Origin of the sequence: uncultured Halomonas sp. (assembly GCF_947501415.1) — a bacterium.
Classification (GTDB): Bacteria; Pseudomonadota; Gammaproteobacteria; order Pseudomonadales; family Halomonadaceae; genus Halomonas.
Genome location: NZ_CANMVL010000022.1, coordinates 26,234 through 52,735, shown reverse-complemented (window position 1 = coordinate 52,735; position 26,502 = coordinate 26,234). Strand labels below are relative to the sequence as shown.

Here is a 26,502-nt window from a genome sequence, read left to right as displayed (position 1 = left end):
TTTGCTTTTATTGCCTGTCATCACCGCCGGTCGCGCCGACGCGAGATATTGAATCCATTCGAGCCTCGCCCAGCTCCCGCGCCAACTGTCGCGGCAGGTCGTGCTCCACTTCCTGCACGGCACGCAGCACGGCGTAGCGAAAGCCATCGGCATCGGAGCCGCCATGGCTCTTCACCACGATACCGGCCAGCCCCAGCAGACTGGCGCCGTTGTACCGGACCGGGTCAAGCTCGCCACGCAGGCGTCGAAGGGCCGGCCTGGCAAGCAGTCCTACCAGACGACTCCCCCAGTGGGCCTCGAAGGTGGCCTGCACACGGGCCACCAGCATGCGTGCCAACCCTTCACTGGCCTTCAACACGGCATTGCCGACGAAGCCATCGCAGACCACCACGTCGACGCTGCCGGCGAAGATGCCATCCCCTTCGACATAGCCGCAGTAGTTGAGCCCTGGCAGCTCACGCAACCGGGCATCCGCCTGGCGGACGCTGGCGGTCCCCTTGATCCCCTCGGCCCCCACATTGAGCAGGGCGATCCGCGGTCGCGACAGACCGTCGACATGACGAGCCATGACCTCTCCAATCCGCGCGAAATCCACGAGGCGATCGCTGGAGGCCTCGATATTGGCGCCCAGGTCGAGTAGATAGCAACGCCCCTGTTCACGGGTCGGGATCGCGGTACTGATGGCCGGGCGGGGGATACCGCCCACGGTGCCCATGGCACGCCGTCCCAGGGCCATCAGGGCCCCGGTATTGCCGCCGCTGACGCCGGCGCACGCGCGCCCCGACGCCAGGCAGTTGAGCATAAGCGCCATGCTGCTATCGCCACCATGGCGCAGGGCGTCGGAGGGACGCACCCCCGGAGCGATCTCGCCCGGGGCGTCGACAACCTCCATACGCGAACCCGCCGCGGCGAGACGCCGCGGCAGGCTGGCAATCTCACGCTCCAGGCAGGCCCGCGGACCAAACAGCTGCAGCGTGAGACGAGAATCCTGGAGGGCCGCCCCGGCGGCACCACGCACCGTCGCGCGTGGCCCGAGATCTCCTCCCATCGCATCGATGGCGATTCGCATGAGTGAGATCAGGGGCCGGGGATCACCGCAGGTCGCGTCGTCGACTTAGACGTCGACGACCTTGCGGCCACGGTAGAAGCCGTCCGGAGAGACGTGGTGACGCAGATGAGTGGCACCGGTCTCCTTGTCCTGAGAGAGGGTCGGGGCGCTCAAGGCGTCATGGCTGCGACGCATGCCGCGCTTGGAACGTGTCTTGCGGTTCTTTTGAACTGCCATGGGATGTCACTCCAGAGTGAATCGATGATAAATCAGTTTTTTTTGCCCTTGAGATGCCGAAGCACATCGAAGGGGCTGGCTGCGGGCTCGCGGGATGCCGCGACATCCTCCCCGCTGGTCAGCTGGTCGCGAGAGACCGCACAGTCGGCCTCATCGTGGTAAACCGCCTGAGGAAGGCTGAGGATCAACTCATCCTCGACCATCGTCAGCAGGTTCAGCTGTTCGTCTTCCACCAGTACCGGCTCGTGGGTGCTGGGCAACTCGGCGGCCAGGGCGTCGCTGGAGACCATGCCGAGCAGAAACTCGCTTTCGACCTCCTGGGCCATGGGACGCAGACAACGCCGACAAGGCAGCTGTAGCGTCGCACGCAGACGGCCATGAATCTCGTGGCGCCTCTGGGGATCGATGGTGAAATCCAGCCACACCTCGACATCACCCTGCTGCGGACCGACCTCTTCGGTCAATCGCGTGAAGGCGTCCAGGGCCATCAGCCCTTCCATATGCTCGGCACGGGCGGCGAGCTTGTAGGGCTCAACCCTGCCAGGGAGTCGTGTGGTCAACATAGGCGCGCAATGATAGGCACTCCCTCTGCGCCTGTCAAAGCCGCCGACGCACACCAGGCCGCGTGATACCCTGCGCCTCCATCAACAACCTGGGGATCCCATATGCCACGCCTCGTTCTCGCCTCCGGATCACGCTCGCGGCGCCAGCTTCTCGACCGCCTGGAACTTCCCTATGCCTGGCAGAGCCCCGACATCGACGAGACACCCCGCCCTGGCGAGTCGCCCAGCGCCCTGGTACACCGACTGGCACTCGGCAAGGCACAGCAGCTCGCAGACCAGTGGCCCGACCACCTGATCATCGGCTCCGACCAGGTGGCGCAGTTTGATGGCGAGGCCCTCGGCAAGCCAGCCGACCCGACCGCCGCCCGCCAGCAGCTGGCGCGCTTCTCGGGCAACCGGGTGCGCTTTCTCACTGGTCTGGCGCTGCTGGATACTCGCAGCGGCCGCCACCGCGTCTGCCACGAGACCTACGATGTGGTGTTTCGCACGCTGACCGAGAACGAGATCGCCCACTATATCGAACGGGAGCAGCCACTGGAGTGCGCGGGAAGCTTTCGCATGGAGGGGCTGGGCATCACCCTGTTCGAGCGACTCGAGGGCGACGACCCCAACACCCTGATCGGGCTACCGCTGATCCGTCTGTGCGCGCTGCTGCGCGAGGCGGGCCTGGATCCGCTGGGCAAGCCGTAAGCTGGAAGCTGGAAGCTGGAAGCTGGAAGCTGGAAGCTGGAAGCTGGAAGCTGGAAGCTGGAAGCTGGAAGCTGGAAGACAGCATCTCACCACCTATCGATGTACCAAGGTGTTTCTTCTAGCTTCCAGCCGCGAAGCGGCGCTCTTCCAACTTCAAGCTAGCGAAGCTGATAGCGCACCGGAGAGTCGGCCCGGGGCAGCCCCAGCCACTCCATGGCCACACGACCGAACTGACGAGATAGCCGCTCGAAGGGGTCCAGTCGCGGCGTGTAATCATGCAGCCTACGCTCAGAAAGCCGCTCCCGCGCCAAGGTGTCGAGGCTCCCCAGGGAGTCCACCAGCCCCAGCTCCAGCGCCTGCTCACCGCTCCAGACAAGCCCGCTGAACAGGGCATCGTCATCGCCGAGGCGCTCGCCACGCCCCTTGCGCACCGCCGCGATAAACTGCTCGTGGGTGCTGTCCAGTACCGACTGCCAGAACTCGCGTTGCTGCGGGGCCACCTCGGAAAAGGGGTCGAGGAACGCCTTGTTGTCGCCGGCGGTATAGACGCGCCGCTCGACGCCCAGCTGATCGATGGCCTCCTGAAAGCCGAAGCTGGAGTAGATGACCCCGATGGAGCCCACCAGGCTCGCCGGTGCGGCGATGATCTCATCGGCACCCGCGGCGATATAGTAGGCACCACTGGCACCGATATCCTCGATCACTGCGATAATCGGCTTGTCGCCTTCGCTGCGCAGTCGCATGACCTCGTCGAAGATGCGCTGGGACTGCACCGGACTGCCACCGGGACTGTTGATATGCAGCACCACCGCCTCGCTCGCTTCCGACTCCCAGGCTCGCCTTAGCCCGGCATTGATGCGCTCCGCACTGGCGTTACCCTCGGCCTCGATCACGCCCTCTACCTTGACCACCCCGAGGTGCGGAGCATCCGCCCCACCGACCGCGGCAGGGCCAGACAGCAGACCATAGAGGGTCACCGACAGCGAGGCGGCGACCAGCGCCGCGAACAGGAAACGGAAGAACAGCTTCCAGCGCCGTGAACGACGCTGCTCCACCAGCACGCCATCTATCCAGCGCCCCATCATCGCCATCTGTTCGAGTCGCTGGCGCTCACGCAGGGTCTCGGCATCCTCTCCAGGCGACAGCGCGCCCGGATCGCTCTGCTGACGCGGCGCCTTCGCCTCGTCGCGACTTAGCTCCGGACCCTGGGTCCAGGGGTCCAGATCTGCACCGTGCTCATTGCGCTTATCGGTCATTGCCTACCCTCCCTGTAACCAGTCGAACAGCTGGGGCACCGTCTGCGCGGTAAAGGCGGGCCGGCTCGACGCCAGCCTGGCGGGCGCATGCACCCCCCAGGTCACCGCCACGCGATCCATGCCGATGGCCCGCGCCATTTCGAGATCATACTCGGTATCCCCCACCATCACGGCCTCGGTTACCGGCACGGCGAGCTCCGCCAGCAGTTGCTCGAGCATCAGCGGATGGGGCTTGGAGCGGGTCTCGTCGGCCGTGCGGCTGGCATGAAACCAGTGCCCGCTGTTGCTCTCATGGAACACACGGTCGAGCCCACGCCGACTCTTTCCAGTGGCCACCGCCAGGCGCTGCCCAGGCCTGACATGCAGCTCGGACAACCCACTTCTTACATCGGGAAAGAAGCGCATGGGCGTGTCATTGCCTTCGACAAAGTGCCAGGCATAACGACTGCGCAGCAGCTCGGCCCGCTCGGGATCGATCCCCGGACACAGGGTGGCGATGGCTTCAGGAAGCCCCAGGCCGATGATATTGCGTATAGCCTCCTCTTCCAGATGCCCCCACCCTGCGTCATGGGACGCCGCCTGCATGCAGGCGACGATTCGCGCCACGGAGTCCATCAGGGTTCCATCCCAGTCGAAGATCACCAGTCGATAGCGCATGTCCTCTCCTCAATTGCCCTGGCGTGCGCGACTCAGCACCGCCTCAAGATCATCGGGAAGCGGCGCGCGAATCCGTACCTCGCGACCGCTGGTCGGCTCGGGAAAGGCCAGCGACTCGGCGTGCAGAAAGAGCCGCGAGAGGCCCAGCCGAGCGGCGAGCTGCTGGCTCTCGCGGGAGCCATACTTGTCGTCGCCCAGTAACGGGTGCCCAGCGTGGGCCGCGTGCACACGGATCTGGTGGGTGCGACCGGTAACCGGCTCGGCCTCCAGCAATGTTACCTTCGGCAGCGCCTCACGCACCGCGAAACGCGTGCGAGCCACCTTGCCCTCGGCATCGACACGCACCCGACGCTCACCGTTGCCCAGGGTGTAGCGATCCAGGCGAGCCGCCACAAAGTCGCGGCGCACGGGCCAGCGCCCTGCCACCAGCGCCAGGTAACGCTTGTCCATCTGCTGCTGCTTCAACGACGCATTGAGCGCCAGCAAGGCCGGACGCGACTTGGCCAGCAGCAAACAGCCCGAGGTGTCGCGATCCAACCGATGCACCAGCTCCAGGAAGTCGAGATCCTCACGCACCTGACGCAACGCCTCGATCAACCCGATCTTGACGCCGCTGCCACCGTGAACGGCCAGTCCCGATGGCTTGTTGATCACCAACCAGTCGCGCCCCTCTACCAGCACGCTGCCGGCCAGCAGGTTGCGAAGGTTGTCACTCACCTCACGCACCGCCTCCCGGGGTGTCAGCTTCAATGGCGGGATCCGCACCAGATCCCCCGTCGCCAGCCGGGTGTCGGGCTTGACGCGCTTCTTGTTCACGCGCACCTCACCCTTGCGCACGATGCGATAGATCAACGCCCGAGGCGCTCCCTTGATACGCGTCATCAGGAAGTTATCGACCCGCTGGCCGTCCTGCCCTTCCGTTACCTCAACCCACTGTACGTCGCGCCCTTCGGCCATGCCGAGACTCCACTGCTCTGAACCTGCGAAAGGCGCATTCTAACGCAGTGTTCGCCCCGCCGCGCCAATTGCTGCTTATAGCGCTTGCTGTTATATTGCGAAATCGCTCCAATGGGCAAAATCGTGCCCCACAGCGCCTGCCCGACAGACACGCAGGCCGGAGCGAGACATCAGGCCGCGATGACGCCAGTGCGTCTCGCCGCCGGTTGCAAGAATGCAATAGACAAGTGATATCGCGATAACCGCGCCACGCCCGTATCCCCCACCGCGTCCTCAGTCACGGAGCGGCGGCAGGCCACGGGACACGTTCAACAGCGTGCCGGAGGCCGGCGTTGGCGAATCGATGAATGCCAGGTGTTGGCGGTGACCGCAGGGCCGGATGGGTGACACCCACCGAGACACGTTCTGCCCCCGCCCCGTACTCAACAGGCTCATGCCGCGGCGCTGCCCCATCGGGAGCGACGCGGTCGGACGCAGCTGCGCATCCGCGACATGCGCTGAGCACAGGCACGCAGCACACAGCGGTTCGCCACGTCGCGCTCGCCGGCACTTTATCAGTGCGAGTCAACATGAAACGGATGCTCATCAATGCGACCCAGCCCGAAGAGCTGCGCGTCGCGCTGGTCGATGGACAACGCCTCTACGACCTGGATATCGAATCCGGCGCCCGAGAACAGAAGAAAGCCAACATCTATCGCGGCAAGATCACCCGCATAGAACCCTCCCTCGAAGCCGCCTTCGTCGACTTTGGCGCCGACCGCCACGGCTTCCTGCCCCTCAAGGAGGTCTCCCGCGACTACTTCGTCAAGGACCCGGACGGGCGTCCCAGCATCAAGGAGGTGCTGAAGGAAGGCCAGGAAGTGATCGTCCAGGTCGACAAGGAGGAGCGTGGCAACAAGGGCGCGGCCCTGACCACCTTTATCTCCCTGGCCGGACGCTTCCTGGTGCTGATGCCCAACAACCCCAAGGCCGGCGGAATCTCGCGCCGTATCGAGGGCGAGGAGCGCAGCCAGCTCAAGGAGGCCATGAATCAGCTCAGCGTGCCGGACCGCATGGGCCTGATCGTGCGCACCGCCGGTATCGGCCGCAGCCCCGAGGAGCTTCAGTGGGACCTGGACTATCTGGTACAGGTGTGGGAATCGATCACCACCGAGGCCAGCAAGCGCTCCGCTCCCTTCCTGATCTACCGTGAATCCAATGTCATCATCCGCGCCATGCGCGACTACCTGCGCCAGGATATCGGCGAGGTGCTGATCGACAGCCCCGCGGTGCACGAGGAAGCCCTCGCCTTCATTCGTCAGGTGATGCCCTCCTACCAGCAGAAGATCAAGCTCTACGTCGACGAGGTGCCGCTGTTCTCGCGCTTCCAGATCGAGTCACAGATCGAGACCGCCTACGAGCGCGAGGTCAAGCTACCCTCCGGTGGTTCCATCGTCATCGACCATACCGAGGCACTGGTCTCCATCGACATCAACTCCGCGCGTGCGACTCGCGGCAGCGATATCGAGGAGACCGCTCTGCAGACCAACCTGGAGGCGGCCGACGAGACTGCTCGCCAGCTTCGCCTGCGTGATATCGGTGGTCTGGTGGTGATCGACTTCATCGACATGAGCCCTGCGCGCAACCAGCGCGAAGTCGAGAATCGCATGCGCGATGCCCTAAAGCTCGATCGCGCCCGTGTACAGATCGGTCGAATCTCGCGCTTCGGCCTGATGGAGATGTCGCGTCAGCGTCTGCGTCCCTCGCTGGGGGAAACCAGCGGCGTGGTCTGTCCGCGCTGCAAGGGCCAGGGAACGATTCGTGACGTGCGCTCCATCTCGCTCTCCATCATGCGCCTCATCGAAGAGGAGGCGATGAAGGAGCGTAGCGCCCAGATCCGCGCCATCCTGCCGGTACCGGTGGCCACCTACCTGCTCAACGAGAAGCGCAGGGTGCTGGCCGACATCGAACGCCGCCAGGATGTGCGTGTCGTCCTGCTGCCCAGCCCCGATATGGACACGCCACACTACGACGTCCAGCGCCTGCGCGACGACCATGTCGAGGAGGACGGCAGCAAGAAGTCCAGTTTCGAGCTCTCCCTGGAGACCGATGTCGGCAAGGAGCCCGAGGCCTCCTTCGGCAAGCCGGCACAGCGTGCCGAAGCTGCCGTCAAGACCGTGATTCACCACGAACCGGCACCCGCCTCACTGCAGCAGGAGCCCGCGGCGGCACAGAAGGAGGCCCCTGTCTCCCGCAAGGCCAGCGCTCCCGCTCGCAGCACCCCACCGGTAAGCGTGGAGTCCCAGAGTGGCGTGTTCGGCCGCCTGGTCAAGGGCTTGAGCAAGCTGCTGGGGGGCGACGAGGTCCCATCGAGCGATGCCTCCAGCAGCAAGTCGAGCAGCGGCGCCACACCCTCGGGCAGTGACAAGGGCGAGCGCAAGACTGCCAGTCGCGAAGAGGAGCGCGGTGGACGCAATAGTCGGCAGCGTCGCCAGCGCAACGACGAGCGGCGTGATGCATCACGTCAGGAGAGCGACCGGAACGACCGCAAGGCGAGCGACAGCGACAACGCCGACAACCGCAACAATCGCGGGAACCGCGGACGTAACCGTCAGGAGAGCAGTCGTCAGGAGGATCGCCGTCAGCAGGAGACCACCAAGGGTCGCCAGCAGGATGGCGGCAAGGGGCGCGATGACAACCGCCGCCAGAGCAGCGGTGATAAGCGCGACCCGCGTGCGACCCAGAAGCCGGCCGAGCCCCGTAAGCAAGGCGAGGCTCAGAAACAAGGCGAGTCTCAGAAGCAAGGCGAGCCTCAGAAGTCAGCCGAAAAGCAGCAGCCGGCCAAGACTGGCGCGCAGGCACCGGTGGATGATGGCAAGCCCAAGCGCACCCGCAACAATCCGCGCAAGCGTAGCCGTCAGCACGCCATCAGCCCCAAGGCGCTAGAAGAGCAGCAGCGCCTGCAGGCCGAGGCCGCCAAGGCCGAGGAAGCCAACCCGACCACTACCGAAGCCGAGGCCCAGCCGACCGCCCAGGGCAAGGCTAGCGACAAGGCCGACACCAAGCCGGCAGAGGCCGAGCCGGTAGCCGCCAAGCAGCCGGCCGCCGAGGCAGCGGGCGACAGCCAGTCGGCCAAGAGTCAGCCTGCCGAGACGCCGAATGCCAAGGCCGACACCAAGCCGGCAGAGGCCGAACCGGTAGCCGCCAAGCAGCCGGCCGCCGAGGCAGCGGGCGACAGCCAGTCGGCCAAGAGCCAGCCTGCCGAGAAGCCGAATGCCAAGGTCGACACCAAGCCGGCAGAGGCCGAGCCGGTAGCGGCCAAGCAGCCGGCCGCCGAGGCAGTGGGCGACAGCCAGTCGGCCAGGAGTCAGCCTGCCGAGACGCCGAACGCCAAGGCCGGCACCAAGCCGGCAGAAGCCAAGCAGCCGGCCACCGAGGCAGCGGGCGACCGCCAACCCGCCAGGAGCCAGTCGGCCAAGAGCCAGTCCGCCGAGAAGCCGAACGCCAAGGCCGATACCAAGCCGGCAGAAGCCGAGCCAGTAGCGGCCAAGCAACCGGCCGCCGAGGCAGCGGGCGACAGCCAGTCGGCCAGGAGCCAGCCTGCCGAGAAGCCGAACGCCAAGGCCGATACCAAGCCGGCAGAGGCCGAGCCGGTAGCCGCCAAGCAACCGGCCGCCGAGGCAACGGGCGACAGCCAGCCGGCCAGGAGCCAGTCCGCCGAGAAGCCGAACGCCAAGGCCGACACCAAGCCGGCAGAAGCCGAGCCGGTAGTAGCCAAGCGGCCGGCCGCCAAGGCCAGCGATGAGTCGGCTGAGAAGGAGCCCGTCAAGGCCGAGGCCAAGGAGAGCGCAGCAGCAGATTGTGCCAGCCGCCGTCGTCGCCGTGCCCACAATGACCCGCGCGAGATCCGGCGTCGCGAGCAGGAGGCCAAGGCACAGGAGGGCAAGCAGGGTTAACGCCTACTCTCAGGCCTGACGAACAGCGCCCGCAGCCTTGGCTGCGGGCGCTGTCGTTTATTCGGCTTGAAACTGAGGCTCAGCCAGCCAGTCGCGGCTCACGCTGGAGCTCGACACCGAACCGCTCGCGAACGCTACCCGCCACCCGGGCCGCGAAGTCGAGCAGCTCTCGAGCGCTGCCACCACCGAAGTGGACGAGTACCAGCGCCTGGCGCTGGTGAACGCCGAAATGGCCATCGCGCCACCCCTTGAGACCACAGCGGTCGATCAACCAGCCGGCGGCCAGCTTGACCCGGCCATCCGACTGAGGAAAGTGTGGCATCTCGGGGTATTCGCCCAGCAGGCGCTCGGCTTTCTCGGCCGCTACCTGTGGATTCTTGAAGAAGCTGCCGGCATTGCAAAGCTCTGCGGGGTCGGGCAGTTTTTCACGGCGAATGGCACACACCGCCTCGGCCACCTCCTGGGGCGAGGGCGATACCCCGACACGGCTCGACAGGTCACCATAGCCCAGGCGAGGCCCTGCCTGACGCGACAGGCCCAGCACCAGGCGCGTGATCACCACTCGCCCTGCCAGCGCCCCCTTGAAGATGCTCTCGCGGTAGCCAAACTCGCACGCCTCGGGGGAAAGCCAGGTCAGGCTGCCATCCGCCAGATGAAGCACTTCCACGGCCTCGAGCACATCGGCCAGCTCGACCCCGTAGGCGCCGATGTTCTGGATCGGCGCGGCACCACAGTGACCGGGAATCAACGCCAGGTTCTCGATGCCCCAGAGGCCACGAGCGGCCAGCGCCATCACCAGCCGATGCCAGTTGACCCCGGCCTCGGCATGGATTCGCACGCGCCCATTACTACCCTCCTCCTGCCACCAGTCGGCCATGGCAGGCTGCACCACCAGGCCCGGCAGATGCTCAGGCAGGATCAGATTGCTTCCCCCACCCAGCAACGTCACCGGCCAACCCAGCTCACGCGCCCTGGCCAGCGCCTCTCTGAGCGCCTCGACGCTGTCGGGTGCCGCGAAGCGTTCGGCGATACAGGGCAGACCCAGCGTATTGGCATGACTCAGGTCCCATTGTCTCCTGATGCTCGACATCAAGGGCGTGACTCCAGGCGCGCAATGATGTCTTCGAGCAAGCCATCGGCGGCGCGCTCGACCAGATCAAGCACCTCCTCGAAGCCATCCTCGCCGCCATAGTAGGGGTCCGGGACGGCAACATCCGGATGACCCGCAAACTCGAGGAAGAGCCCCATATGAGCATCGAGCCCCTCGGGCGCCTGCTCACGCATGGCTCGCAGGTTGTCATGATCCATGGCCAGCAGATAATCGAAGGCGTGGAAATCGTCGCCTCTCAGCTGCCGGGCACGCAGTGAGGAGAGGTCGATGCCGCGTCTTGCCGCCGCTTCCTGAGAACGGAGATCCGGCGCCTTGCCCTCGTGCCAGGAGGCGATGCCACAGGAGTCGACGTCGACACGCTGGCCCAGGCCCCGAGCCTCGAGCTGGCGCCGAAACACCCCTTCGGCGGTAGGCGAACGACAGATATTGCCCAGACAAACGAACAAGACGCGCATCAGACTCCTCCTTGGGGCTTTTCCTGCTCCAGCAGTGCCCGTACCCGGGCCAGATCCTCTGCGGTATCGACACCGGCAGGGTGGGATTCACGGGCCAGCGCCACCTGGATGGCATGCCCATGATGTAGTGCTCGCAGCTGCTCCAGCTGCTCGAGACGCTCCAGAGGCGACGGTAGCCAGTCACCATACTCGGCGAGGAAGGCGGCCCGGTAGGCATAGAGGCCAATATGGCGCAACCAGGCGCCACCCTCTAGCGCCTCGGGACTCCCCGCGATGGCCTCGCGATCCCCGGATTCGCTATCCCAAAACTCCCTGCCCCAGGACTCTCTATCCCAGGGGATAGGGGAGCGCGAGAAGTAGAGCGCGCGACCATCCTGGCCATGCACCACCTTCACCACATTGGGATTGAACAGGACCGTCGCCTCGGTGATCGGCTCGGCCAGCGTGGCGATCGAGGCACCCGGATCGTCGAACAGCCGTTCGGCGACCTGGTCGATCAATGCCGGCGGGATCAGCGGCTCATCGCCCTGAACATTGACCAGCACGGCATCCCCATCGAGCCGCAGCTGCTCGGCCACCTCGGCAAGCCGGTCGGTACCGGAGGGGTGGTCCGCCCGCGTCATCACCACCTCCGCACCCAGCGGCGCCATGGCCTGGGCGATGCGCGGATCGTCGGTCGCCACCACGACCCGGCTGGCACCACTCTGACAGGCACGCCGCCAGACATGCACGACCATCGGTTCCCCCGCGATCTCGGCCAGCGGCTTGCCGGGCAATCGTGATGAGGCATAGCGTGCCGGGATGACCGCAATGAACTCTCGGTCAGCCTTGCTCCTGGCCTCGGCCATCAGCGCTCTCCCGTGCGTCCGGGAGAGTCATGCAGCTTTTCGTCGACGGAGAGCTGTCGCGCCTCCTCGGGCAGCATGACCGGAATGCCGTCGCGGACCGGATAGGCCAGGCCATCATAGAGGCAGTGCAGCTCGTCCTCTTCGCGACGAAACTTGAGCTTGCCCTTGCACATCGGGCAGACCAGCAAAGCCAGCAGCTCCTTGTCCATCATCTTCCCCTTCACTGTTGTGGCGAGCCGACATCGACTCGTCTCGCGAATTCATGACTCCCCGGCTGCCGGAGCGGCATGGCTCCCGCACCGGCCAGCCAGTCGTCGAACCAGTCCACGAAGCCTGACTCGGGCAGGGCCTCGACTTCCAGCACCCAGCTCTCATCGGGCGCCAGGTCGCGGCACTTGACGGCATCCTTGGCGGTCATCACCAGCGGGCGGCCATCCTCGAAATGGAGTTCATCGGCGCGGAAACGATGATGATCGCCGAATGGGTGCGGGATCACCGCGACGCCAAGCCCCCTCAGGGTGTCGAAGAAGCGCGCCGGCCGACCGATGCCGGCCACCGCATGGACCGGCCCCGTAAAGGGCGTCTCGTCGATGGGGTAGCGACTGCCATCGGCGAGTCGGCGCCAGCCGGATGGCACCAGCGTCATGCGCCGGCCATCCCGGGGCAACGCTACCCGAGGCTCACCATTGACCAGCATCGCATCGATGCTCTCCAGTCGCGACAGCGGCTCGCGCAGCGGCCCCGCCGGCAGGCAGCGACCGTTGCCGAAGCCGCGCACCCCATCCACCACCACCAGCTCCAGATCACGTCCCAGGGCCAGGTGCTGCAGGCCATCATCGCTGACCAGAATATCGCAGCCGGCCTCGAGCAGGCGTCGGGCACCGCGGGGACGCTCGGGGTCAACGACCACCGGCACCCCGGTCTGGTCGGCCAGCATGCGCGGCTCATCTCCGCAGACGGCGGCGGGCGTCGTTGCTTCGACCAGCTGCGGATACACCGCCCCTTGCCCGCCATAGCCCCGCGACAGGATACCCGGCCGCCAGCCCTGGCCGTTCAGGTGCTCCACCAGCCAGGCCACCAGCGGCGACTTGCCGGTACCACCCAGGGTCAGGTTGCCCACCACGACCACCGGCACCGGTGCCCGCCAGACCGGCTTGCGACCGCAGGCATAGGCGGCGGCACGCCGACGCACCCCCCAGCGATACAGCACCTCCAGTGGCCTCAATGCCGCCAGCCAGGCGTCTCCACGGTAGGCGGCCCTGAGCCAGCGCTCGCCAAGCTGGCTCATGCCGGATCGGCGTCCTGAAACTGCAGGCGATGCAGGGCCGCATAGGCTCCGTCACGCGCCAGCAGTTCGGCATGACTGCCCTGCTCAATGATCTCGCCCTGCTCCATGACCAGGATACGGTCGGCGCGCTCGATGGTGGAGAGACGATGGGCGATCACCAGCGTCGTGCGCCCCTTGCAGACCTCTTCCAGTGCCGCCTGGATATGACGCTCGGACTCGGTATCCAGCGCCGAGGTGGCCTCATCGAGGATCAGCAGCGGCGCATCCTTGAAGATCGCCCGGGCGATGGCCAGCCGTTGGCGCTGCCCGCCGGAGAGCATCACGCCGTTGTCGCCGACGACCGTTGCATATCCCTGGGGCAGGCGCTCGATAAATTCATGGGCATGGGCAGAGCGTGCCGCCGCCTCGATGGCCGCCGGATCGGGGTTTTCCACCCCATAGGCGATATTCGCGGCGATGCTTGAGTTGAACAGTGTCACCTGCTGAGAGACCAGCGCGATCTGGCGGCGCAACGGCGCCAGGCGGTACGCATCCAGGGGAACATCATCGATCAGGACCCGGCCGGCACTCGGGCGATAGAACCGCGGCAGCAACCCCACCAGGGTCGACTTGCCGCTGCCCGAGCGCCCAACGATCGCCACCATCTCGCCTTCGGCCACCTCGAGATCGATGCCCTTCAACACCTCCGGCTGCCCCTCGGCGTAGCGAAAGGTCACCCCTTCCAGCGTGACTCGGCCGGCAAGCCTTGCGGGCTCATGGGTCCCCTCGTCGGGCTCGGCCGGCTCCTCGAGCAGGCCGAACAGCTCCGACGAGGCGGCCAGCCCCTTCTGGATCTCGCTGTTGATCTCGGTGAGCTGTCTCACCGGCTTGGCCATCAGCGAGGCGGCAGTAATAAAGGCCACGAACTCGCCGGCGGTCATGTTGGCCATCAGCGCCGGTGACATGGCCAGCCACACCAGCACCGCCAGGGCCAGGGCCACCAGCAGCTGGATCACCGGGGTGCTGACCGCCTTGGTCAGTGCCTCCTTGAGGCTCTGCTGACGATTGTAGTCACTCACCTTGGCGAAGCGGGCCTTCTCATAGGCCTCGGCGCCATGGGTACGCACCACCCGGTAACCCGAGAGCGCCTCTGACGCCACATGGGTCACCTCGCCCATGGAGGCCTGGATACGCCCCGAGAGGCGTCGGAAGCGCTTGCTGGTATAGCTCACCACCCCACCGATCAATGGCGTCACCGCCAGAAACAGCAGGGTCAGCATCCAGTTGGTCCACAGCAGATAGATGACCAGGCCGATCACGAAGAGCCCCTCGCGAAGCAGTATGGTCACCGCCTTGGTGGCCGCGCCGGTGACCTGCTCGACGTGGTAGGTCACCCGCGAGATGAGATGTCCGCTGGAGTGGCTATCGAAGAAACGACCCGGCAGGTGCAACATGTGATTGAAGACATCGCAGCGCAATACATGCACGACGTTGCGTGCCACATTGCTCATGAAGTAGGTACCGAGGAAGGTCCCCAGCCCTCGTGCGGCAAACATCCCCACCACGAAGAGCGGCAGGAACAGCCGAAAGGCGGCATCTGGTTCCTGAATCCCGTCGATCAGACGCTTCATCATCTCCGCCAGGGCAGTACTGGAGGCGGCATAGATGGCATAGCCGAAGATGGCCAGGGCAAAGGAGCGCCAGTAGGGGCGCACATAGCGCAGCAGACGGCGATAGAGCGTCAGGCTCGACTGCTGGGAGGCGTGTTGAGTAGTCCCGGTGGGAGTCACGGTGTCTCCGCTGGTCTGGGTGAGGTGTTGTGCGCTGCACGCTCCGTGGTGGCGATACGTACACGCTGAATGCCGTTCAGGCCAGCCTGGTCGAGGGCTCGCACCACGTCGGCATGGCGGGCCTGGGCATCCGCCTCTATTACCAGGCCATGCTCGCGTCCCTGATCCGCCTCGTCGGCCAGGGCCGATCCCAGGGAGTCGGCGTCCAGGACGCGCGCGCCCAGCCGATAGTTCCCCTCGGCGGTGACCACCAGCGTCAACGGCGAAGGCTCGGCGGCACTGCCGGAGAGCGACTCCGGCAGGGTGAGCTCGAGCGCCTGGCGCGTCTCGAAGGTCGTCGATACCATGAAGAAGATGAGCAGCAGAAACACCACATCGATCAGTGGGGTGAGGTTCACCTCCACCGGGTCACGCCGTCGTCGCGGAAACCTCACGAGTGCCTCACCTCTGGCGCCAGGCGACCATCGGCCTCCACGCGCTCGGCATCACGGGCCGGGGTCTGGCCTTCGGCCAGGCTGATGGCGCCGCCATGGTGGGCCAGGAACTCCACCACCTGGCCTGCCTGCTCCTCCATGCGAACGGTGATGTCCTCGACCCGGCGCTGGAAATAGCGGTGAAACATCAGCGCGGGGATCGCCACGGTAAGGCCCGCGGCGGTGGTCACCAGCGCCTGGGAGATGCCACCGGCCAGATCGGCGGTACGACTCGCCCCATCACCCGCAACGATCACCGCAAAGACCTCGATCATGCCGACCACGGTACCGAGCAGGCCGATCAACGGAGCGATGGCCGCGATGGTACCCAGCGGGTTGAGGAAACGCTCCATATCGTGAATCACCGCGGTGGCGGCTTCGGTCAGTCGCGACCTGACCTGTTCATGGCCGAGTCCGGCGTTGCGCAGGCCGGCGGCAAGCACGCCACCCAGGGGTGAGTGACTCTCCAACCAGTAGAGGTTGACCTGGCCACGGGTAATCAGGCTGCACACCTCCTGGCCCAACCCATGCGGGGCAATGCGCCCGGAGCGCAGGGTCCACAGACGCTCGATGATGATGACCGTAGCCAGCAACGAGCAGCCCAGCAGCGGCAGCATCAGCCAGCCCCCGGCGATCAGGGCCTCCATCATGTCCATGCGCACATCCTCTCCGGTAGCCGCGGTCATCCCACCGCGTTTACGGCGATTCTAACGCAAGCTGCCCGCAATCGACACCGGGCCGGATGCCGGCGCGTGCCGCACTCGGCCCCACCAGCTCTCTCCCTCCGAGACGAAACGTGAGGGCGCCGTCAAGGCCGGTACTCCACTGGCAGGCCCCGGCACGCCGAAAGCGCCTGACCACCTCGGGAGCGGGATGGCCGAAGGGGTTGTGCCGCCCCACGCTGTACACCAGATGGAGAGGCACGAGCGCGTTGACCAGCGCCGTTCCGGAACTGGTTGCGCTGCCATGATGGCCGGCCAACAGCACGCTTACGGGGCCGCTTACCTGGTTAAGCAACCGAAGCTCGTACTCCCTGCCCAGGTCGCCGCTGAGCAGCAGGCGATGATCACCCGCCGTGACCTCCAGCACGCAGGAGCGCTCATTGTCCGCAAGCCCCCGGGCTGAGGCCGGTGGCCACAGCAGACGGAAATCGACGTCATCACGCCGCCACTGACGTCCGGCCTGACAGGGCTCGACCCACTCCCCCGGCAGCGCGGCGGGCGGTCCCAGGTAGCGCTCGACGTCGTGCAGGGCGTGGAGAGTCGCCACCCCGCCGACATGGTCGTTGTCGTCATGGCTGAGGATCACCATGTCGAAGGCTTGCGCTCCAGGCCACAGGGTCTCCAGCGGTGTGAACCCCGACGCGAAACGTGGCCCGGTATCATAGAGCAGTCGATAGTCCCGAGTTCGCAGCTCCACCAGCAGCCCCTGACCCACGTCATGGACCCTGACCTCCACCTCCCCTGGCGGCAGGCGTGGGGCTTGCCAGAGCAGCGGAACCAGCCCCAGCAGCAGGGTGGCGACAATGCGCAGGCGCCTGTCGAGGCCGGGCACTCCCCACAGCATGGCCAACACCAGCAGCGACAGCGCCACCGGCAATGTCTGCCCCGGTTCGGGATACCAGAGCGGCAGCCATGCGACCATCGCCTCCAGCAGCCGGGCCAGGCCATCCGTCAGCCGGGCAAACAGCCACCAGCAGGCAGCCATCACGCCCGGCAGGGGCGCCAACAGCCAGCCCAGAAGCCCCAGAGGAACCAACAGGCTGCTTATCAGCGGCACCGCGATGAGGTTGACCAGCGGCGCGGCCGGCGCCAGGCGGTCGAAGGCCAGCAACACAGCACCCGCCATTGCCGGTGCCAGCATCAGCTGAGTGCGCACCAGCCCCCACAACCAGCCACGTACTCCCCGCGGGCGCGGCCTGCCCTGCCAGAGAAGAATCAGCATGGCCACCGCAGCGAAGGAGAGCCACAGTCCCGGTCGCCAGGCACCGAGTGGGTCGAGCAGCAGCACCACGGCGAGTGCCAGCCACCACCCCTGCCAGGGCCCCGGTGCATGACGCCCGCTCGCCACCCAGAGGCCCACCAAAGCCATGACCAGGGCTCGCAGCGCCGGCGGCTCGAGCCCGGCCAGCAGCGCGTAGCCGCTTGCCCCCAGCGCCGCCAGCCACCAGGGCCATACCGCCAGACGCCAGCGCCCCGGTGTCAGCAGGCGTGCCACGCCTCGCCCCAGCAGCAGCACGACACCCGCCACCAGGCTCACATGAAGCCCGGAGATCACCATCAAGTGGGTGGTGCCACTGGCATTAAGCAGCGCCCAATCGCCATCGGAGAGTCGCTCGCTGGCTCCCAGGGTCAGGGCGGCCAGCCAGCGACCCGCCCGAGAAGGAAGCTCCTGGTGATCGAGCAGCGTCAGCGCCATCTGCCGCGGATCTGCAGTGGCTGCCGCGAGTCGCTGCGGCGCCGGGGATTGACGAACATAGCCGGTGGCCTGGATGCCTTCGCGCCATAACCAGGCGCGATAGTCGAAGGCGCCGGGATTGGCGAGCCCGCCGGGCGGCCTCAGCCTGACGGTGAACCGCCAGCGTTCACCGGCCATCATGGGAGGCGGGGCATAGGCGTTGAGACGAACCCGATTCAGGCGCCGACAGGGCAGCCGGTGTGAGTGAAGGGGTTGGCAACGCTCCACGCTGACGCCGAGTCGTGTCACCCTGCCCCGCTCGACCACCGACTCGAGTCGACCCTCCAGCATCAGGTCGACCCCGCCGAGCCCGGAGGGAAGCTGCCCGCCCTGCAAGATCAGCACGGCGCTCGCCATCCAGGCGACCACCAACACACCCGCCACCGCACCTCGCCAGCGCAGGGCCAGCGCCACCAGCAGCGCCAGCCCCAACCCTTCGGCGAGACCCGGCGGCGGATTGGCCCCCAGCCCGATACCCGACAGCGCGGCAAGGGCCAGGGGAAGGGCCCATCCTCTTGGCATTGCCCGGCTCCGGCAATCGGGGCCGAGGCCCCATGACGAGGAAGACCACAGGTGCGGCCCCGCAGTCTTGTATGGATAATAGGCCAGGTCACGATGCCACGAACCAGTGCCCATGCCGCGCCGCCTGCTACAGCGCTATATGCCACACCCGGACGCCCTGAGGCGTCAGCGCTCGCTACGCTTCATGAGTGCCCTGATCGGCGACCCCGCACTCTGGGTGCTGAGCCGTCGCAGCGTGGCCAATGCCTTCTCGGTGGGCCTGTTCAGCGCCATGCTGCCGATCCCCCTGCAGATGGCCATCGCCGCCGGTGGTGCCAAGCTGGCACGTTGCAATCTGCCCCTCTCGGTAGGGCTGGTATGGGTCACCAACCCGCTGACCATGCCGCTGATCTTCTATGCCAACTACCGCCTCGGGGCCTGGCTGATGAACGCCCCCGGCCGGGAGGCCCCCGAGCGCCTCTCACCCCACTGGGTCGCCGAACGTCTCGGCGATATCCTGCCCGCCCTGGCGGTCGGCTCGGTGGTCATGGCGGTGGTGCTGGCCCTCGCCGGCAACCTGGCGGTGCGGCTGCTGTGGCGCTGGCAGGTCTCGCGAAGCTGGAAGGCTCGCCATCGGCGCCGGCGCCGGGCCGGCTGTGACGACACCCTCTAGCGGTGTAAACCCCTCAGTCCCCGGGGTCACCGCCTTCTGCACCCCAACACGAGCGGCCGCCTCAAGAGGCGGCCGCCGCAATCCGGGCCAAACTTGACCCACAGGGTTGCCTACCCGCGTGGCTGCTCGCTCAGGCGTCCATCATCGAGACGCAGGACCCGGTCCTGATGGGCCGCCAGGGCCGGGTCGTGGGTGACGATGACAAAGGCGCAGGCGGTGGTGCGGGCCAACTCATCCATCAATGCCAGGATCCCGGCCGCGGTGTGCTGATCCAGATTGCCGGTGGGTTCATCCATCAGCACCAGACTGGGGTCGGTGACAAGCGCCCGGGCGATCGCCACCCGCTGTCGCTCGCCGCCCGAGAGCTCACCGGGCTTGTGGTCGGCGCGTGATGCCATGCCGACCTTCTCCAACAGTTGCATGGCAGCGGTCTCGGCAACCTTCTTGCGCTGACCACGCACGATCAGGGGCAAGGCCGCATTCTCGACGGCGGTGAACTCGGCCAGCAGATGGTGGAACTGATAGACAAAGCCGATATGCTGATTGCGAAACCGCCCGAGTGCCGCCTCGCCAAGGCTCGACAGTGACTCTCCGGCGATGCGTACCTCGCCGCGGCTCGGCCGGTCCAGCCCCCCCAACAGGTTGAGCAGGGTGGTCTTGCCTGACCCCGAACTGCCGACGACGGCGACCCGCTCACCGGCATTGACGGTAAGGGAAAGACCATCGAGCACGGTAATGTCCTGGGGACCCTCGCGGTAGATACGCGTCAGGTCGTGACACTCCAGCATCGTCTGCCCGAAGGTACGTTGCATGGAAATCTCCTGATTGAGGCTCGAAGCGTTACTCATAGCGCAACACCTCCGCCGGCTGCACGCGGGCAGCCCGCCATGCCGGATAGAGGGTGGAGAAGAAGGTCAGCACCAGGGCCGAGGCGACGATATTGCCCACATCATCCCAGTGGAGTCGCGAAGGGAGGTTGCTGATAAAGTAGACACCGGCGTCGAGGAACTGGATCCCGAACACCGTCTCGACCCAGTCGATGATGTCGGAGATGGTCAGCGCCAGCAGCACGCCAAGCCCCACCCCCACCAGAATGCCGATGATGCCGATGGCCAGGCCCTGGACCACGAAGATGCCCATGATCGACCGAGGCGTGGCCCCGATGGTGCGCAGGATGGCGATATCGGCGTGCTTGTCGGTGACTACCATGACCAGCGTCGAGACGATATTGAAGGCCGCCACGGCGATGATCACCGTCAGCAGCAGCGCGATCATGCGCTTCTCCATCTGGATCGCCTGGAAGAGATTGCCGTGGGAGAAGGTCCAGTCGTAGCCGCGGTAGCCAGCCCCCAGCTCGTTGACGATCGCCCGCGTCTCGGCGCTGGCGGCGAACAGGTCATCGAGCTCCAGGCGCAGCCCGCCCACGGCATCCCCCAGTCGCGCCAGGGTCTGCATATCCTCGATATGGGCATAGGCCAGGGCGGCGTCGAGATCGGCCCCGACGCTGAAGACACCGCTGACGGTGAAGCGCTTGAGTCTCGGGAAGACGCCGGCCGGAGTGATCGAGGCCTCGGGCACCAGCAGGGTAACGCGATCGCCGACCCCGACCCCCAGGCGCCGCGCCAGGATGGAGCCGAGCACGATATTCCATTCGCCGGGCTCGAGATCGGCAAGGCTGCCCTGCTGCATGTTCTCGCCGATGATCGATACCCTGTCTTCCCACTCCGGGTGGATGCCGTTGACCATGGCACCTTCGTTGCGCCCCCCCACCGAGAACATCCCCTGCTGCTCCACGTAGGGAGCGGCACCGATGACCCGTTCGCGCTCCATCAGCCGCTCGGCCAGCGCTTCCCACTCCACCATGCCGGTGCGCGACTCGATCTTGGTATGGGGCACCATGCCCAGGATGCGCGTGCGCAACTCATGATCAAAGCCGTTCATTACCGATAGCACCAGGATCAACACGGCCACGCCGAGCATCAGCCCCAGCATGGAGGTCAGCGAGATAAAGGAGATAAAGTGGTTGCGGCGCTTGGCGCGCACATAGCGCAACCCGATCAGGAAGGGCAGTCTATCCAGCATGATGGCATTCCTTGTCGGCGAGGGCCTCATGGCAAGGCGGGTGAGCCTGCTATAAGGCGGCGGGCGCTCATGGTAAGGCTTTTGCGTTGCCCCTGCATCGCCGACAGGGGCTAATTCACAGGATTTGCACGGACCCCGCCGATGGGGGTCGCGAACTCCGGGTTAGCCCCGGGCATGCCGATGCAGGCCCCCTGGGCGAAGTCCACGCCCAATGCCTGCACCCTTTCCAGTACCGCGGCGTTGTGAACGAATTCCGCTACCGTAACGATGCCCATCTCACGGGCAAAGCTTACGATACCCCGGATCAGAGTCTCGGCATCGCTGTCGGTGTCGAGCTGACGCACCAGGCTACCGTCGATCTTGAGCAGGTCCACGTCGAGACGCAGCAGATGCTCGAAGTTCGAATACCCACTGCCGAAGTCATCGATGGCGATCCGTACCCCCAGCGCCTTGGCGCGAACGATAAAGGCGCTCACGGCGGCATAGTTGTCGATCCCCTCAGACTCGAGGATCTCGAAGATGAGTCGTTCGCCGGCGCCACTCTCGGCCACCCGCGCCAACAGTGCCTCGCTGATTTCCGGATCAACGATGTCCTCGCTTGAGAGGTTCAAGGAGAACTCGTGGGGCGTCTCGTCCAGCGCGACCAGGCAGCGATCTACCATGGTCAGCGTCAGGCGATGATAGAGTCGGCTGCGTCGGGCCACCTCCAGGAAGGCACCGGGGCCGACCACCTCACCATCCCGTTCCAGCATGCGCACCAGACATTCGAACTTTTCGACACGCCCGCTCACCGTATCCATGATCGGCTGAAAATAGGATACGACCCGGCCCTGATCCAGGGCCTCTCCCAGCCGATTGGCCCAGGCCAGATTGCGCTCATAGTTGCGCCGCACCTGCACGGCCGGGTCATAGAACACATAGGGGCGTGATTCGACACGCGCTTGCTTGAGGGCGATGCTGGCCGAGGACAACAGGGTGTCCTGGCCCGCCTCGAGCCGCCAGGTCGAGGCCACCCCGAGGGATAACTGCACCGGGAGCTCCTGTCCTCGCCAATCGACCCGCAGCCCGCTCAGCGCCTGGTGCAAAGCCTCAACGGTGCTACGCAGGGAGCTGTCCGTCATGGTGCCGGGCAACCAGACCGCATGCTCATCTCCCGGCATGCGATACAGCTGGCCGTGATGACAGCTGTGCGCCTCCAGCAGCTCCTGAAGACTCGCCGCCAGGCGCTGGATCACGCGATCGCCACACTGATGGCCAAACAGATCATTGATCTGCTTGAAGCCGTCGACATTGACCAACATCAGTGAGCCCTTGCGCGCCCCCTTGAGATCGGTCAACAGGCGTGCTCGGTTGGGTAGCCCGGTCAGCGGATCGGTATAGAGAGTGCGCAACTGGCGAAGCAGTCCCGCCACCAGGAAGAGGATCACCCCCGCCAGCAGCAGCAGGGCCAGCCCGATGCCGGCCAGCAGACGAAGGTTGACCCCGCGCATGGGCGCCAGAACGGCATCGATTTCCGCCTGAGGCACCGCAATGCCGAACACCATCCCGGCACGGGTCGCGTCGTGATAGAGCGACCAGCGCTGCCCCGCCAGGGTGAGATCGAGACGCTTCATGCCCTCTTCCGCCGACAGGGCATCAACCTCTCGATTTAACTCAAGGGCCGACACCTCTTCGATCAGTCGCTGTGCACGCTGCAGATCCTCGGCGACCGCCAGGCTGGAGAGGTTTCGATTGTCCTTATCCACCAGGAAGGCGAAGGTATTCGGCGTGACCTTTACACCGCTGACCATGCTGATGATATCGTCGGCGATCCAGTCGCTGCCCGCCATGCCCACCACTCGCCCGGCACCATCCCGTACCGGCACGCTGACACTGACCACCGCGTCGTTGATATGCGGCTTGAAGTAGGCCCCGGTCCAGTGGGGGTGGCGGCTGCCCTCACGCCAGATATCGAGACGGGGCTGTAGCGCGTCCGCCTGCAACCAGCCTCGCTCCAGGGGCTCGACGACCACCTGTTCACCATCACGATGAGCAAACATGGCAATCGGCCGTGACAGCCGAGGAAGCCAAAGAGTAGCCCCACTGGCGTCGGTGAACTCCTCCAGGGTCTGCCTAAGGATACCTGAGACTTCGGCCTCGCCTGCCTCCATCTCGGTCAGTAGCAGGGCGGCCCGGGACAACCCCCAGCCATTCTGCTCCATTCGTCGATGATGAGCATCGATGCGGTCGAGGTTGGCATTGAAGGTTTCCACGATCTGCCGCTCACGCAGCTCGGTGAGGGCCCCCTCGGCGTAGCGCAAGTTGAGCGAAGAGAGCAGCCACATGCCGCCAAAGAAGAGCAGTACCAGCAACGCCAGCAGCAGCATGATCGTGGGCCGGCGCCCAAGGAGGACGCGCCGACGCCTCATCGGGCATCCTCGTCACCGGCATCACGCCTCGAGGCCGCGACCGCCTCGAGTCGCTCGCGGGCCTGAGTATCGCCATTATCGGCGGCACGCCGATACCAGCGCATCGCTTCCTCCAGCTGGTCTTCCAGTTCGGCCATGCTGCCCATATGACGCTGGGCACGGGCATCTCCCTCCTCGGCAGGCGTGCGACAGACCTCTTTTGCCTCACCCAGGTTGCGTATGGTGAACAGCAGGTAGCAGTCATTGCTCTTGCGTCGGCCCAGCGCCTCTTCAACCTGTTCGTCGTGCTCTGCCAGGGGGACATCGTCCGTTTCGGGATCCGACGCTCTCTCGGGCCGGGGGCGGGCAACAGGACGGCGCGCCTCCTCCTGTCGCACACGCGCATAGAAGGCGTTGACCTCGGCAGGACAGGAGTACAGGTACCCACGCCGATAGAGTGCCAGGTTCTCACGGCTGGCGGGACGCTCGGCATACTTGTCGGCGATCGCGGCACAACGTCGATCTCGCTCCCGGGAGAGTTCGGTCAGCACCTCGGCATAACGAGGGTCCTCGGCATGGGTCTCCAGGTAACGGGTCAACGGATCGATATAGGGCTCATCTAGCAACGCCTGGCGCTCCTCGAGGAGTTCGGAGCGTATCGCCTCGTCGTCCGAGGCTTCATCGCGCCCGAACCACTCTGCCAGGCGCCGACTCTGGGCACTGATAGCCTCGCCCGAACGGGTCAGCCAATCACCGGTGGAGCTCGCCACCCTGTCACCATCGGGAAGCGTTGAACAGCCGGCGAGAATCAGGCCAGACAGGACTATCACTGAAAACGAGTAATGGGCGTGCATGCCACTCCTTAGCCACCCGAGAGCGGTTGTTGGTGAGTGAAGGATACCACCCTCGACGACAAGGGTATCAACGCCGGCTCTGCTGCTCTTGCATAGCGGGACCGGGCCACCTACATTCGCGTCCTGACAACCAATGACCAGGACACTACCGATGGCGACACGCCTGCTCCCCGAATGGCACCCTCAGGATGCCATCCAACTGACCTGGCCTGGGCCGGAGAGCGACTGGGCCTCGATGCTGGAGCGTATCGAGGCGACGCTGGAAGCGATGGTGGTCGCCATCGCGCGCTATCAGCGGGTGCTGATCAGCGTACCCTCCCCCCAGACCCGCAGCCACCTCACGCGACGCTTCTCCCTTCTCGGTGTTCCCGACGATCACTTGAGGCTGGTGGTCGCCGAGGCGGATGACACCTGGGCCCGCGACCATGGCCCTCTGGCGGTGGAGCGCGAAGGCCAGCTGATGCTGCACGACTATGAGTTCACCGGCTGGGGGGGCAAGTTTCCCGCCACCCGGGACAATACCCTGACCCGCCGCCTTGCCGAGGCCGGCATCTTCGCCTGCCCCATCAGCGAACGCGGCCTGGTACTGGAGGGAGGGGCCATCGAGAGCGATGGAGAAGGCACCCTGCTGACCACCGAGGCCTGCCTGCTCAACCCCAACCGCAACCCCGGTCTCGACCGGCGCGGCGTGGAGACATGGCTCCATCGGGACTTCGGTGTCACCCGAGTCCTGTGGCTATCCAACGGCCACCTGGAGGGCGACGACACCGATAGCCACATCGACACCCTGGCACGCTTCTGTGACCCCGGCACCATCGCCTATGTACGCTGCGACGACGAGCAGGACCCACACTACCCGGCACTGGCGGCCATGGAGGCTGAACTCAAGACACTCAGGCGCGCCGACGGCCAGCCCTACCGGCTGGTGCCCCTGCCCTGGCCGGCCCCCTGCCGGGATCCCGAAGATGGCCATCGGTTGCCGGCCACCTATGCCAACTTCCTGATCATCAACGGCGCCGTGCTGGTGCCTACCTACGCCGACGCCGCCGACACCCGGGCCCTCGCCGCCCTGGCCGAGGCGTTTCCGGACCGCGATATCGTGCCCATCGACTGTCGCAGCGTCATCCGCCAGCACGGCAGCCTGCACTGCCTGACCATGCAGCTGCCCCGCGGGAGCCTAAACATCCAGGCGACCGTAGAGAGCTGAAGCGAGAGGCGCCGGGGACAGGTTGAAGAGGGGGTCCTACGCCAGGGATGGCGTCGGTAGCGTACAGGGAAGTATTCACAGCGCCCCCCTCGGAAACCTGTCACCGGAGAAGCCACGACAAACAAGTACCGAGGAGAAATCACCATGTCCCGCCATCTCAAAGTCGGCCTGGTCCAGCAACCCGGCTGGCCCGACAAGGCCAGAAGCCTCGCCGAGAGCGAGGCCGGCATTCGTGAGCTGGCCGCCGCCGGCGCCGAGCTGGTGATGCTGCAGGAACTGCATGCCACCCACTACTTCTGCCAGTACGAGGCGACCGAGCTGTTCGATCTGGCCGAACCCCTGGATGGCCCTACCGGCAGCCGACTGGCGGCACTGGCCGCCGAACTCGACATCGTGCTGGTCGGCTCGCTGTTCGAGCGCCGCGCCGCCGGTCTCTACCACAATACCGCCGTGGTCTATGACCGCAAGCTCGGCGCCGTCGGCCACTACCGCAAGATGCATATCCCCGACGACCCGGGCTTCTATGAGAAGTTCTATTTCACTCCGGGTGACGCCGACGGGGACGGACAGGGCTTCGTGCCCATCGATACCTCGATCGGCCGGCTCGGTGTGCTGGTGTGCTGGGATCAGTGGTATCCGGAAGCGGCGCGACTGATGGCCCTGGCTGGAGCCGAGCTGCTGCTCTACCCCACCGCCATCGGCTGGGACCCTGCCGATGACGATGACGAGAAGCAGCGGCAGAAGGATGCCTGGACACTGATCCAGCGCAGCCATGCCGTCGCCAATGGCGTGCCGGTCATGGTGGCCAACCGCATCGACCACGAGCCCGACCACTCCGGCGTCGGTCGTGGCATCGACTTCTGGGGCGGCAGCTTTATCGCCGGCCCCCAGGGGGAACTGCTGGCTCATGCCGGCTGCCAGGCCGAACGCCTGATGGTCACCCTGGACATGGGGCGCGGCGAGGAGGTGAGACGTATCTGGCCATACCTCCGTGACCGTCGCGTTGACGCCTATCGCGATCTCACACGTCGCTATCGAGACTAGGGCTGCCGCG

24 protein-coding genes are annotated in these 26,502 nt (G+C 65.8%); 5 read left to right on the top strand and 19 right to left on the bottom strand.

Annotated elements, in window-relative coordinates; translation table 11 throughout:
* Nucleotides 1-7: 7 nt before the first annotated feature.
* The 3 genes from plsX to Q0894_RS13615 are packed head-to-tail and all read right to left on the bottom strand — an operon-like array spanning nt 8 to nt 1,848.
* On the bottom strand, nt 8-1,069 hold the full coding sequence (gene plsX, locus Q0894_RS13625) for a phosphate acyltransferase PlsX (protein WP_299236299.1): 1,062 nt from the start codon (nt 1,067-1,069) through the stop codon (nt 8-10).
* Nucleotides 1,070-1,114: 45 nt separating this feature from the next.
* Nucleotides 1,115-1,285, bottom strand: a complete 171-nt coding sequence (rpmF, locus tag Q0894_RS13620) for a 50S ribosomal protein L32 (RefSeq protein ID WP_299236297.1) — start codon at nt 1,283-1,285, stop codon at nt 1,115-1,117.
* A 32-nt stretch (nt 1,286-1,317) separates the two neighbouring features.
* On the bottom strand, nt 1,318-1,848 hold the full coding sequence (locus Q0894_RS13615) for a YceD family protein (RefSeq protein WP_299236295.1): 531 nt from the start codon (nt 1,846-1,848) through the stop codon (nt 1,318-1,320).
* Between the two features lie 102 nt (nt 1,849-1,950).
* Between Q0894_RS13615 and Q0894_RS13610 the strand changes: the two genes are divergently transcribed.
* On the top strand, nt 1,951-2,538 hold the full coding sequence (locus tag Q0894_RS13610) for a nucleoside triphosphate pyrophosphatase (RefSeq protein WP_299236293.1): 588 nt from the start codon (nt 1,951-1,953) through the stop codon (nt 2,536-2,538).
* 158 nt (nt 2,539-2,696) lie between these two features.
* Here Q0894_RS13610 and sppA read toward each other — a convergent pair whose 3' ends face one another.
* Genes sppA through Q0894_RS13595 form a run of 3 tightly spaced genes read right to left on the bottom strand, consistent with a single transcriptional unit; the run spans nt 2,697 to nt 5,408 of the window.
* Nucleotides 2,697-3,794 (bottom strand): signal peptide peptidase SppA, encoded by a 1,098-nt coding sequence (gene sppA / locus Q0894_RS13605; RefSeq protein ID WP_299236291.1) that lies wholly within the window; start codon nt 3,792-3,794, stop codon nt 2,697-2,699.
* A 3-nt stretch (nt 3,795-3,797) separates the two neighbouring features.
* A complete protein-coding gene (locus tag Q0894_RS13600; RefSeq protein WP_299236289.1) occupies nt 3,798-4,451 on the bottom strand; it encodes an HAD-IA family hydrolase in 654 nt (217 codons plus the stop codon).
* 9 nt (nt 4,452-4,460) lie between these two features.
* A complete protein-coding gene (locus tag Q0894_RS13595; RefSeq protein ID WP_299236287.1) occupies nt 4,461-5,408 on the bottom strand; it encodes an RluA family pseudouridine synthase in 948 nt (315 codons plus the stop codon).
* A 569-nt stretch (nt 5,409-5,977) separates the two neighbouring features.
* On the opposite strand from Q0894_RS13595, the gene rne reads away from it, so the two are divergent.
* Nucleotides 5,978-9,343, top strand: coding sequence for a ribonuclease E (gene rne / locus Q0894_RS13590; RefSeq protein WP_299236285.1), 3,366 nt, complete (start codon nt 5,978-5,980; stop codon nt 9,341-9,343).
* Nucleotides 9,344-9,422: 79 nt separating this feature from the next.
* Here the strand turns inward: rne and murB are convergent, their stop codons facing one another.
* The 9 genes from murB to Q0894_RS13545 are packed head-to-tail and all read right to left on the bottom strand — an operon-like array spanning nt 9,423 to nt 18,266.
* Nucleotides 9,423-10,433: a UDP-N-acetylmuramate dehydrogenase gene (gene murB, locus Q0894_RS13585; protein WP_299236328.1), complete on the bottom strand. Its 1,011-nt coding sequence runs from the start codon at nt 10,431-10,433 to the stop codon at nt 9,423-9,425.
* Complete coding sequence (locus Q0894_RS13580; RefSeq protein ID WP_299236283.1) at nt 10,433-10,909, bottom strand: low molecular weight protein-tyrosine-phosphatase; 477 nt, start codon at nt 10,907-10,909, stop codon at nt 10,433-10,435. Before Q0894_RS13580 ends, murB begins: the two co-directional genes overlap by 1 nt.
* Nucleotides 10,909-11,757, bottom strand: a complete 849-nt coding sequence (gene kdsB / locus Q0894_RS13575) for a 3-deoxy-manno-octulosonate cytidylyltransferase (RefSeq protein WP_299236281.1) — start codon at nt 11,755-11,757, stop codon at nt 10,909-10,911. The genes Q0894_RS13580 and kdsB overlap by 1 nt, the downstream gene beginning before the upstream one ends.
* Complete coding sequence (locus tag Q0894_RS13570; protein ID WP_299236325.1) at nt 11,757-11,966, bottom strand: Trm112 family protein; 210 nt, start codon at nt 11,964-11,966, stop codon at nt 11,757-11,759. The genes kdsB and Q0894_RS13570 overlap by 1 nt, the downstream gene beginning before the upstream one ends.
* 11 nt (nt 11,967-11,977) lie before the next feature.
* Nucleotides 11,978-13,045, bottom strand: a complete 1,068-nt coding sequence (lpxK, locus tag Q0894_RS13565; protein WP_299236279.1) for a tetraacyldisaccharide 4'-kinase — start codon at nt 13,043-13,045, stop codon at nt 11,978-11,980.
* Nucleotides 13,042-14,814 (bottom strand): lipid A export permease/ATP-binding protein MsbA, encoded by a 1,773-nt coding sequence (gene msbA, locus Q0894_RS13560; protein WP_299236277.1) that lies wholly within the window; start codon nt 14,812-14,814, stop codon nt 13,042-13,044. The genes lpxK and msbA overlap by 4 nt, the downstream gene beginning before the upstream one ends.
* Entirely contained in the window at nt 14,811-15,248 is a 438-nt protein-coding gene (locus Q0894_RS13555) for a biopolymer transporter ExbD (protein ID WP_299236276.1), read from the bottom strand. The genes msbA and Q0894_RS13555 overlap by 4 nt, the downstream gene beginning before the upstream one ends.
* On the bottom strand, nt 15,245-15,943 hold the full coding sequence (locus Q0894_RS13550; protein WP_299236274.1) for a MotA/TolQ/ExbB proton channel family protein: 699 nt from the start codon (nt 15,941-15,943) through the stop codon (nt 15,245-15,247). Before Q0894_RS13550 ends, Q0894_RS13555 begins: the two co-directional genes overlap by 4 nt.
* A 40-nt stretch (nt 15,944-15,983) precedes the next feature.
* On the bottom strand, nt 15,984-18,266 hold the full coding sequence (locus Q0894_RS13545; protein ID WP_299236272.1) for a DNA internalization-related competence protein ComEC/Rec2: 2,283 nt from the start codon (nt 18,264-18,266) through the stop codon (nt 15,984-15,986).
* 112 nt (nt 18,267-18,378) lie between these two features.
* On the opposite strand from Q0894_RS13545, the gene Q0894_RS13540 reads away from it, so the two are divergent.
* Nucleotides 18,379-18,918, top strand: a complete 540-nt coding sequence (locus Q0894_RS13540; RefSeq protein WP_299236270.1) for a DUF2062 domain-containing protein — start codon at nt 18,379-18,381, stop codon at nt 18,916-18,918.
* Between the two features lie 110 nt (nt 18,919-19,028).
* Here Q0894_RS13540 and Q0894_RS13535 read toward each other — a convergent pair whose 3' ends face one another.
* From Q0894_RS13535 to Q0894_RS13520, 4 genes are all read right to left on the bottom strand, one after another.
* Nucleotides 19,029-19,730 (bottom strand): ATP-binding cassette domain-containing protein, encoded by a 702-nt coding sequence (locus tag Q0894_RS13535; protein WP_299236268.1) that lies wholly within the window; start codon nt 19,728-19,730, stop codon nt 19,029-19,031.
* Between the two features lie 28 nt (nt 19,731-19,758).
* Nucleotides 19,759-21,000, bottom strand: coding sequence for a lipoprotein-releasing ABC transporter permease subunit (locus Q0894_RS13530; protein WP_299236266.1), 1,242 nt, complete (start codon nt 20,998-21,000; stop codon nt 19,759-19,761).
* A 110-nt stretch (nt 21,001-21,110) separates the two neighbouring features.
* Entirely contained in the window at nt 21,111-23,408 is a 2,298-nt protein-coding gene (locus tag Q0894_RS13525; RefSeq protein WP_299236264.1) for an EAL domain-containing protein, read from the bottom strand.
* Complete coding sequence (locus tag Q0894_RS13520) at nt 23,405-24,241, bottom strand: hypothetical protein (protein WP_299236262.1); 837 nt, start codon at nt 24,239-24,241, stop codon at nt 23,405-23,407. Before Q0894_RS13520 ends, Q0894_RS13525 begins: the two co-directional genes overlap by 4 nt.
* Before the next feature lie 151 nt (nt 24,242-24,392).
* On the opposite strand from Q0894_RS13520, the gene Q0894_RS13515 reads away from it, so the two are divergent.
* Nucleotides 24,393-25,448: an agmatine deiminase family protein gene (locus Q0894_RS13515; protein WP_299236260.1), complete on the top strand. Its 1,056-nt coding sequence runs from the start codon at nt 24,393-24,395 to the stop codon at nt 25,446-25,448.
* A 144-nt stretch (nt 25,449-25,592) separates the two neighbouring features.
* On the top strand, nt 25,593-26,492 hold the full coding sequence (locus Q0894_RS13510; RefSeq protein ID WP_299236258.1) for a carbon-nitrogen hydrolase: 900 nt from the start codon (nt 25,593-25,595) through the stop codon (nt 26,490-26,492).
* The last annotated feature ends 10 nt before the right edge of the window (nt 26,493-26,502 follow it).

Coding starts and splice junctions, on each gene's coding strand:
- Q0894_RS13550 (WP_299236274.1), bottom strand. CDS start 15,943: ATGGACATGATGGAGGCCCTGATCGCCGGGGGCTGGCTGATGCTGCCG.
- rpmF (WP_299236297.1), bottom strand. CDS start 1,285: ATGGCAGTTCAAAAGAACCGCAAGACACGTTCCAAGCGCGGCATGCGT.
- Q0894_RS13510 (WP_299236258.1), top strand. CDS start 25,593: ATGTCCCGCCATCTCAAAGTCGGCCTGGTCCAGCAACCCGGCTGGCCC.
- Q0894_RS13595 (WP_299236287.1), bottom strand. CDS start 5,408: ATGGCCGAAGGGCGCGACGTACAGTGGGTTGAGGTAACGGAAGGGCAG.
- Q0894_RS13610 (WP_299236293.1), top strand. CDS start 1,951: ATGCCACGCCTCGTTCTCGCCTCCGGATCACGCTCGCGGCGCCAGCTT.
- plsX (WP_299236299.1), bottom strand. CDS start 1,069: ATGCGAATCGCCATCGATGCGATGGGAGGAGATCTCGGGCCACGCGCG.
- Q0894_RS13515 (WP_299236260.1), top strand. CDS start 24,393: ATGGCGACACGCCTGCTCCCCGAATGGCACCCTCAGGATGCCATCCAA.
- Q0894_RS13525 (WP_299236264.1), bottom strand. CDS start 23,408: ATGAGGCGTCGGCGCGTCCTCCTTGGGCGCCGGCCCACGATCATGCTG.
- Q0894_RS13615 (WP_299236295.1), bottom strand. CDS start 1,848: ATGTTGACCACACGACTCCCTGGCAGGGTTGAGCCCTACAAGCTCGCC.
- Q0894_RS13570 (WP_299236325.1), bottom strand. CDS start 11,966: ATGGACAAGGAGCTGCTGGCTTTGCTGGTCTGCCCGATGTGCAAGGGC.
- Q0894_RS13545 (WP_299236272.1), bottom strand. CDS start 18,266: ATGCCAAGAGGATGGGCCCTTCCCCTGGCCCTTGCCGCGCTGTCGGGT.
- kdsB (WP_299236281.1), bottom strand. CDS start 11,757: ATGGCCGAGGCCAGGAGCAAGGCTGACCGAGAGTTCATTGCGGTCATC.
- Q0894_RS13530 (WP_299236266.1), bottom strand. CDS start 21,000: ATGCTGGATAGACTGCCCTTCCTGATCGGGTTGCGCTATGTGCGCGCC.
- Q0894_RS13580 (WP_299236283.1), bottom strand. CDS start 10,909: ATGCGCGTCTTGTTCGTTTGTCTGGGCAATATCTGTCGTTCGCCTACC.
- Q0894_RS13520 (WP_299236262.1), bottom strand. CDS start 24,241: ATGCACGCCCATTACTCGTTTTCAGTGATAGTCCTGTCTGGCCTGATT.
- Q0894_RS13600 (WP_299236289.1), bottom strand. CDS start 4,451: ATGCGCTATCGACTGGTGATCTTCGACTGGGATGGAACCCTGATGGAC.
- Q0894_RS13535 (WP_299236268.1), bottom strand. CDS start 19,730: ATGCAACGTACCTTCGGGCAGACGATGCTGGAGTGTCACGACCTGACG.
- sppA (WP_299236291.1), bottom strand. CDS start 3,794: ATGACCGATAAGCGCAATGAGCACGGTGCAGATCTGGACCCCTGGACC.
- murB (WP_299236328.1), bottom strand. CDS start 10,433: ATGTCGAGCATCAGGAGACAATGGGACCTGAGTCATGCCAATACGCTG.
- rne (WP_299236285.1), top strand. CDS start 5,978: ATGAAACGGATGCTCATCAATGCGACCCAGCCCGAAGAGCTGCGCGTC.
- lpxK (WP_299236279.1), bottom strand. CDS start 13,045: ATGAGCCAGCTTGGCGAGCGCTGGCTCAGGGCCGCCTACCGTGGAGAC.
- Q0894_RS13540 (WP_299236270.1), top strand. CDS start 18,379: ATGCCGCGCCGCCTGCTACAGCGCTATATGCCACACCCGGACGCCCTG.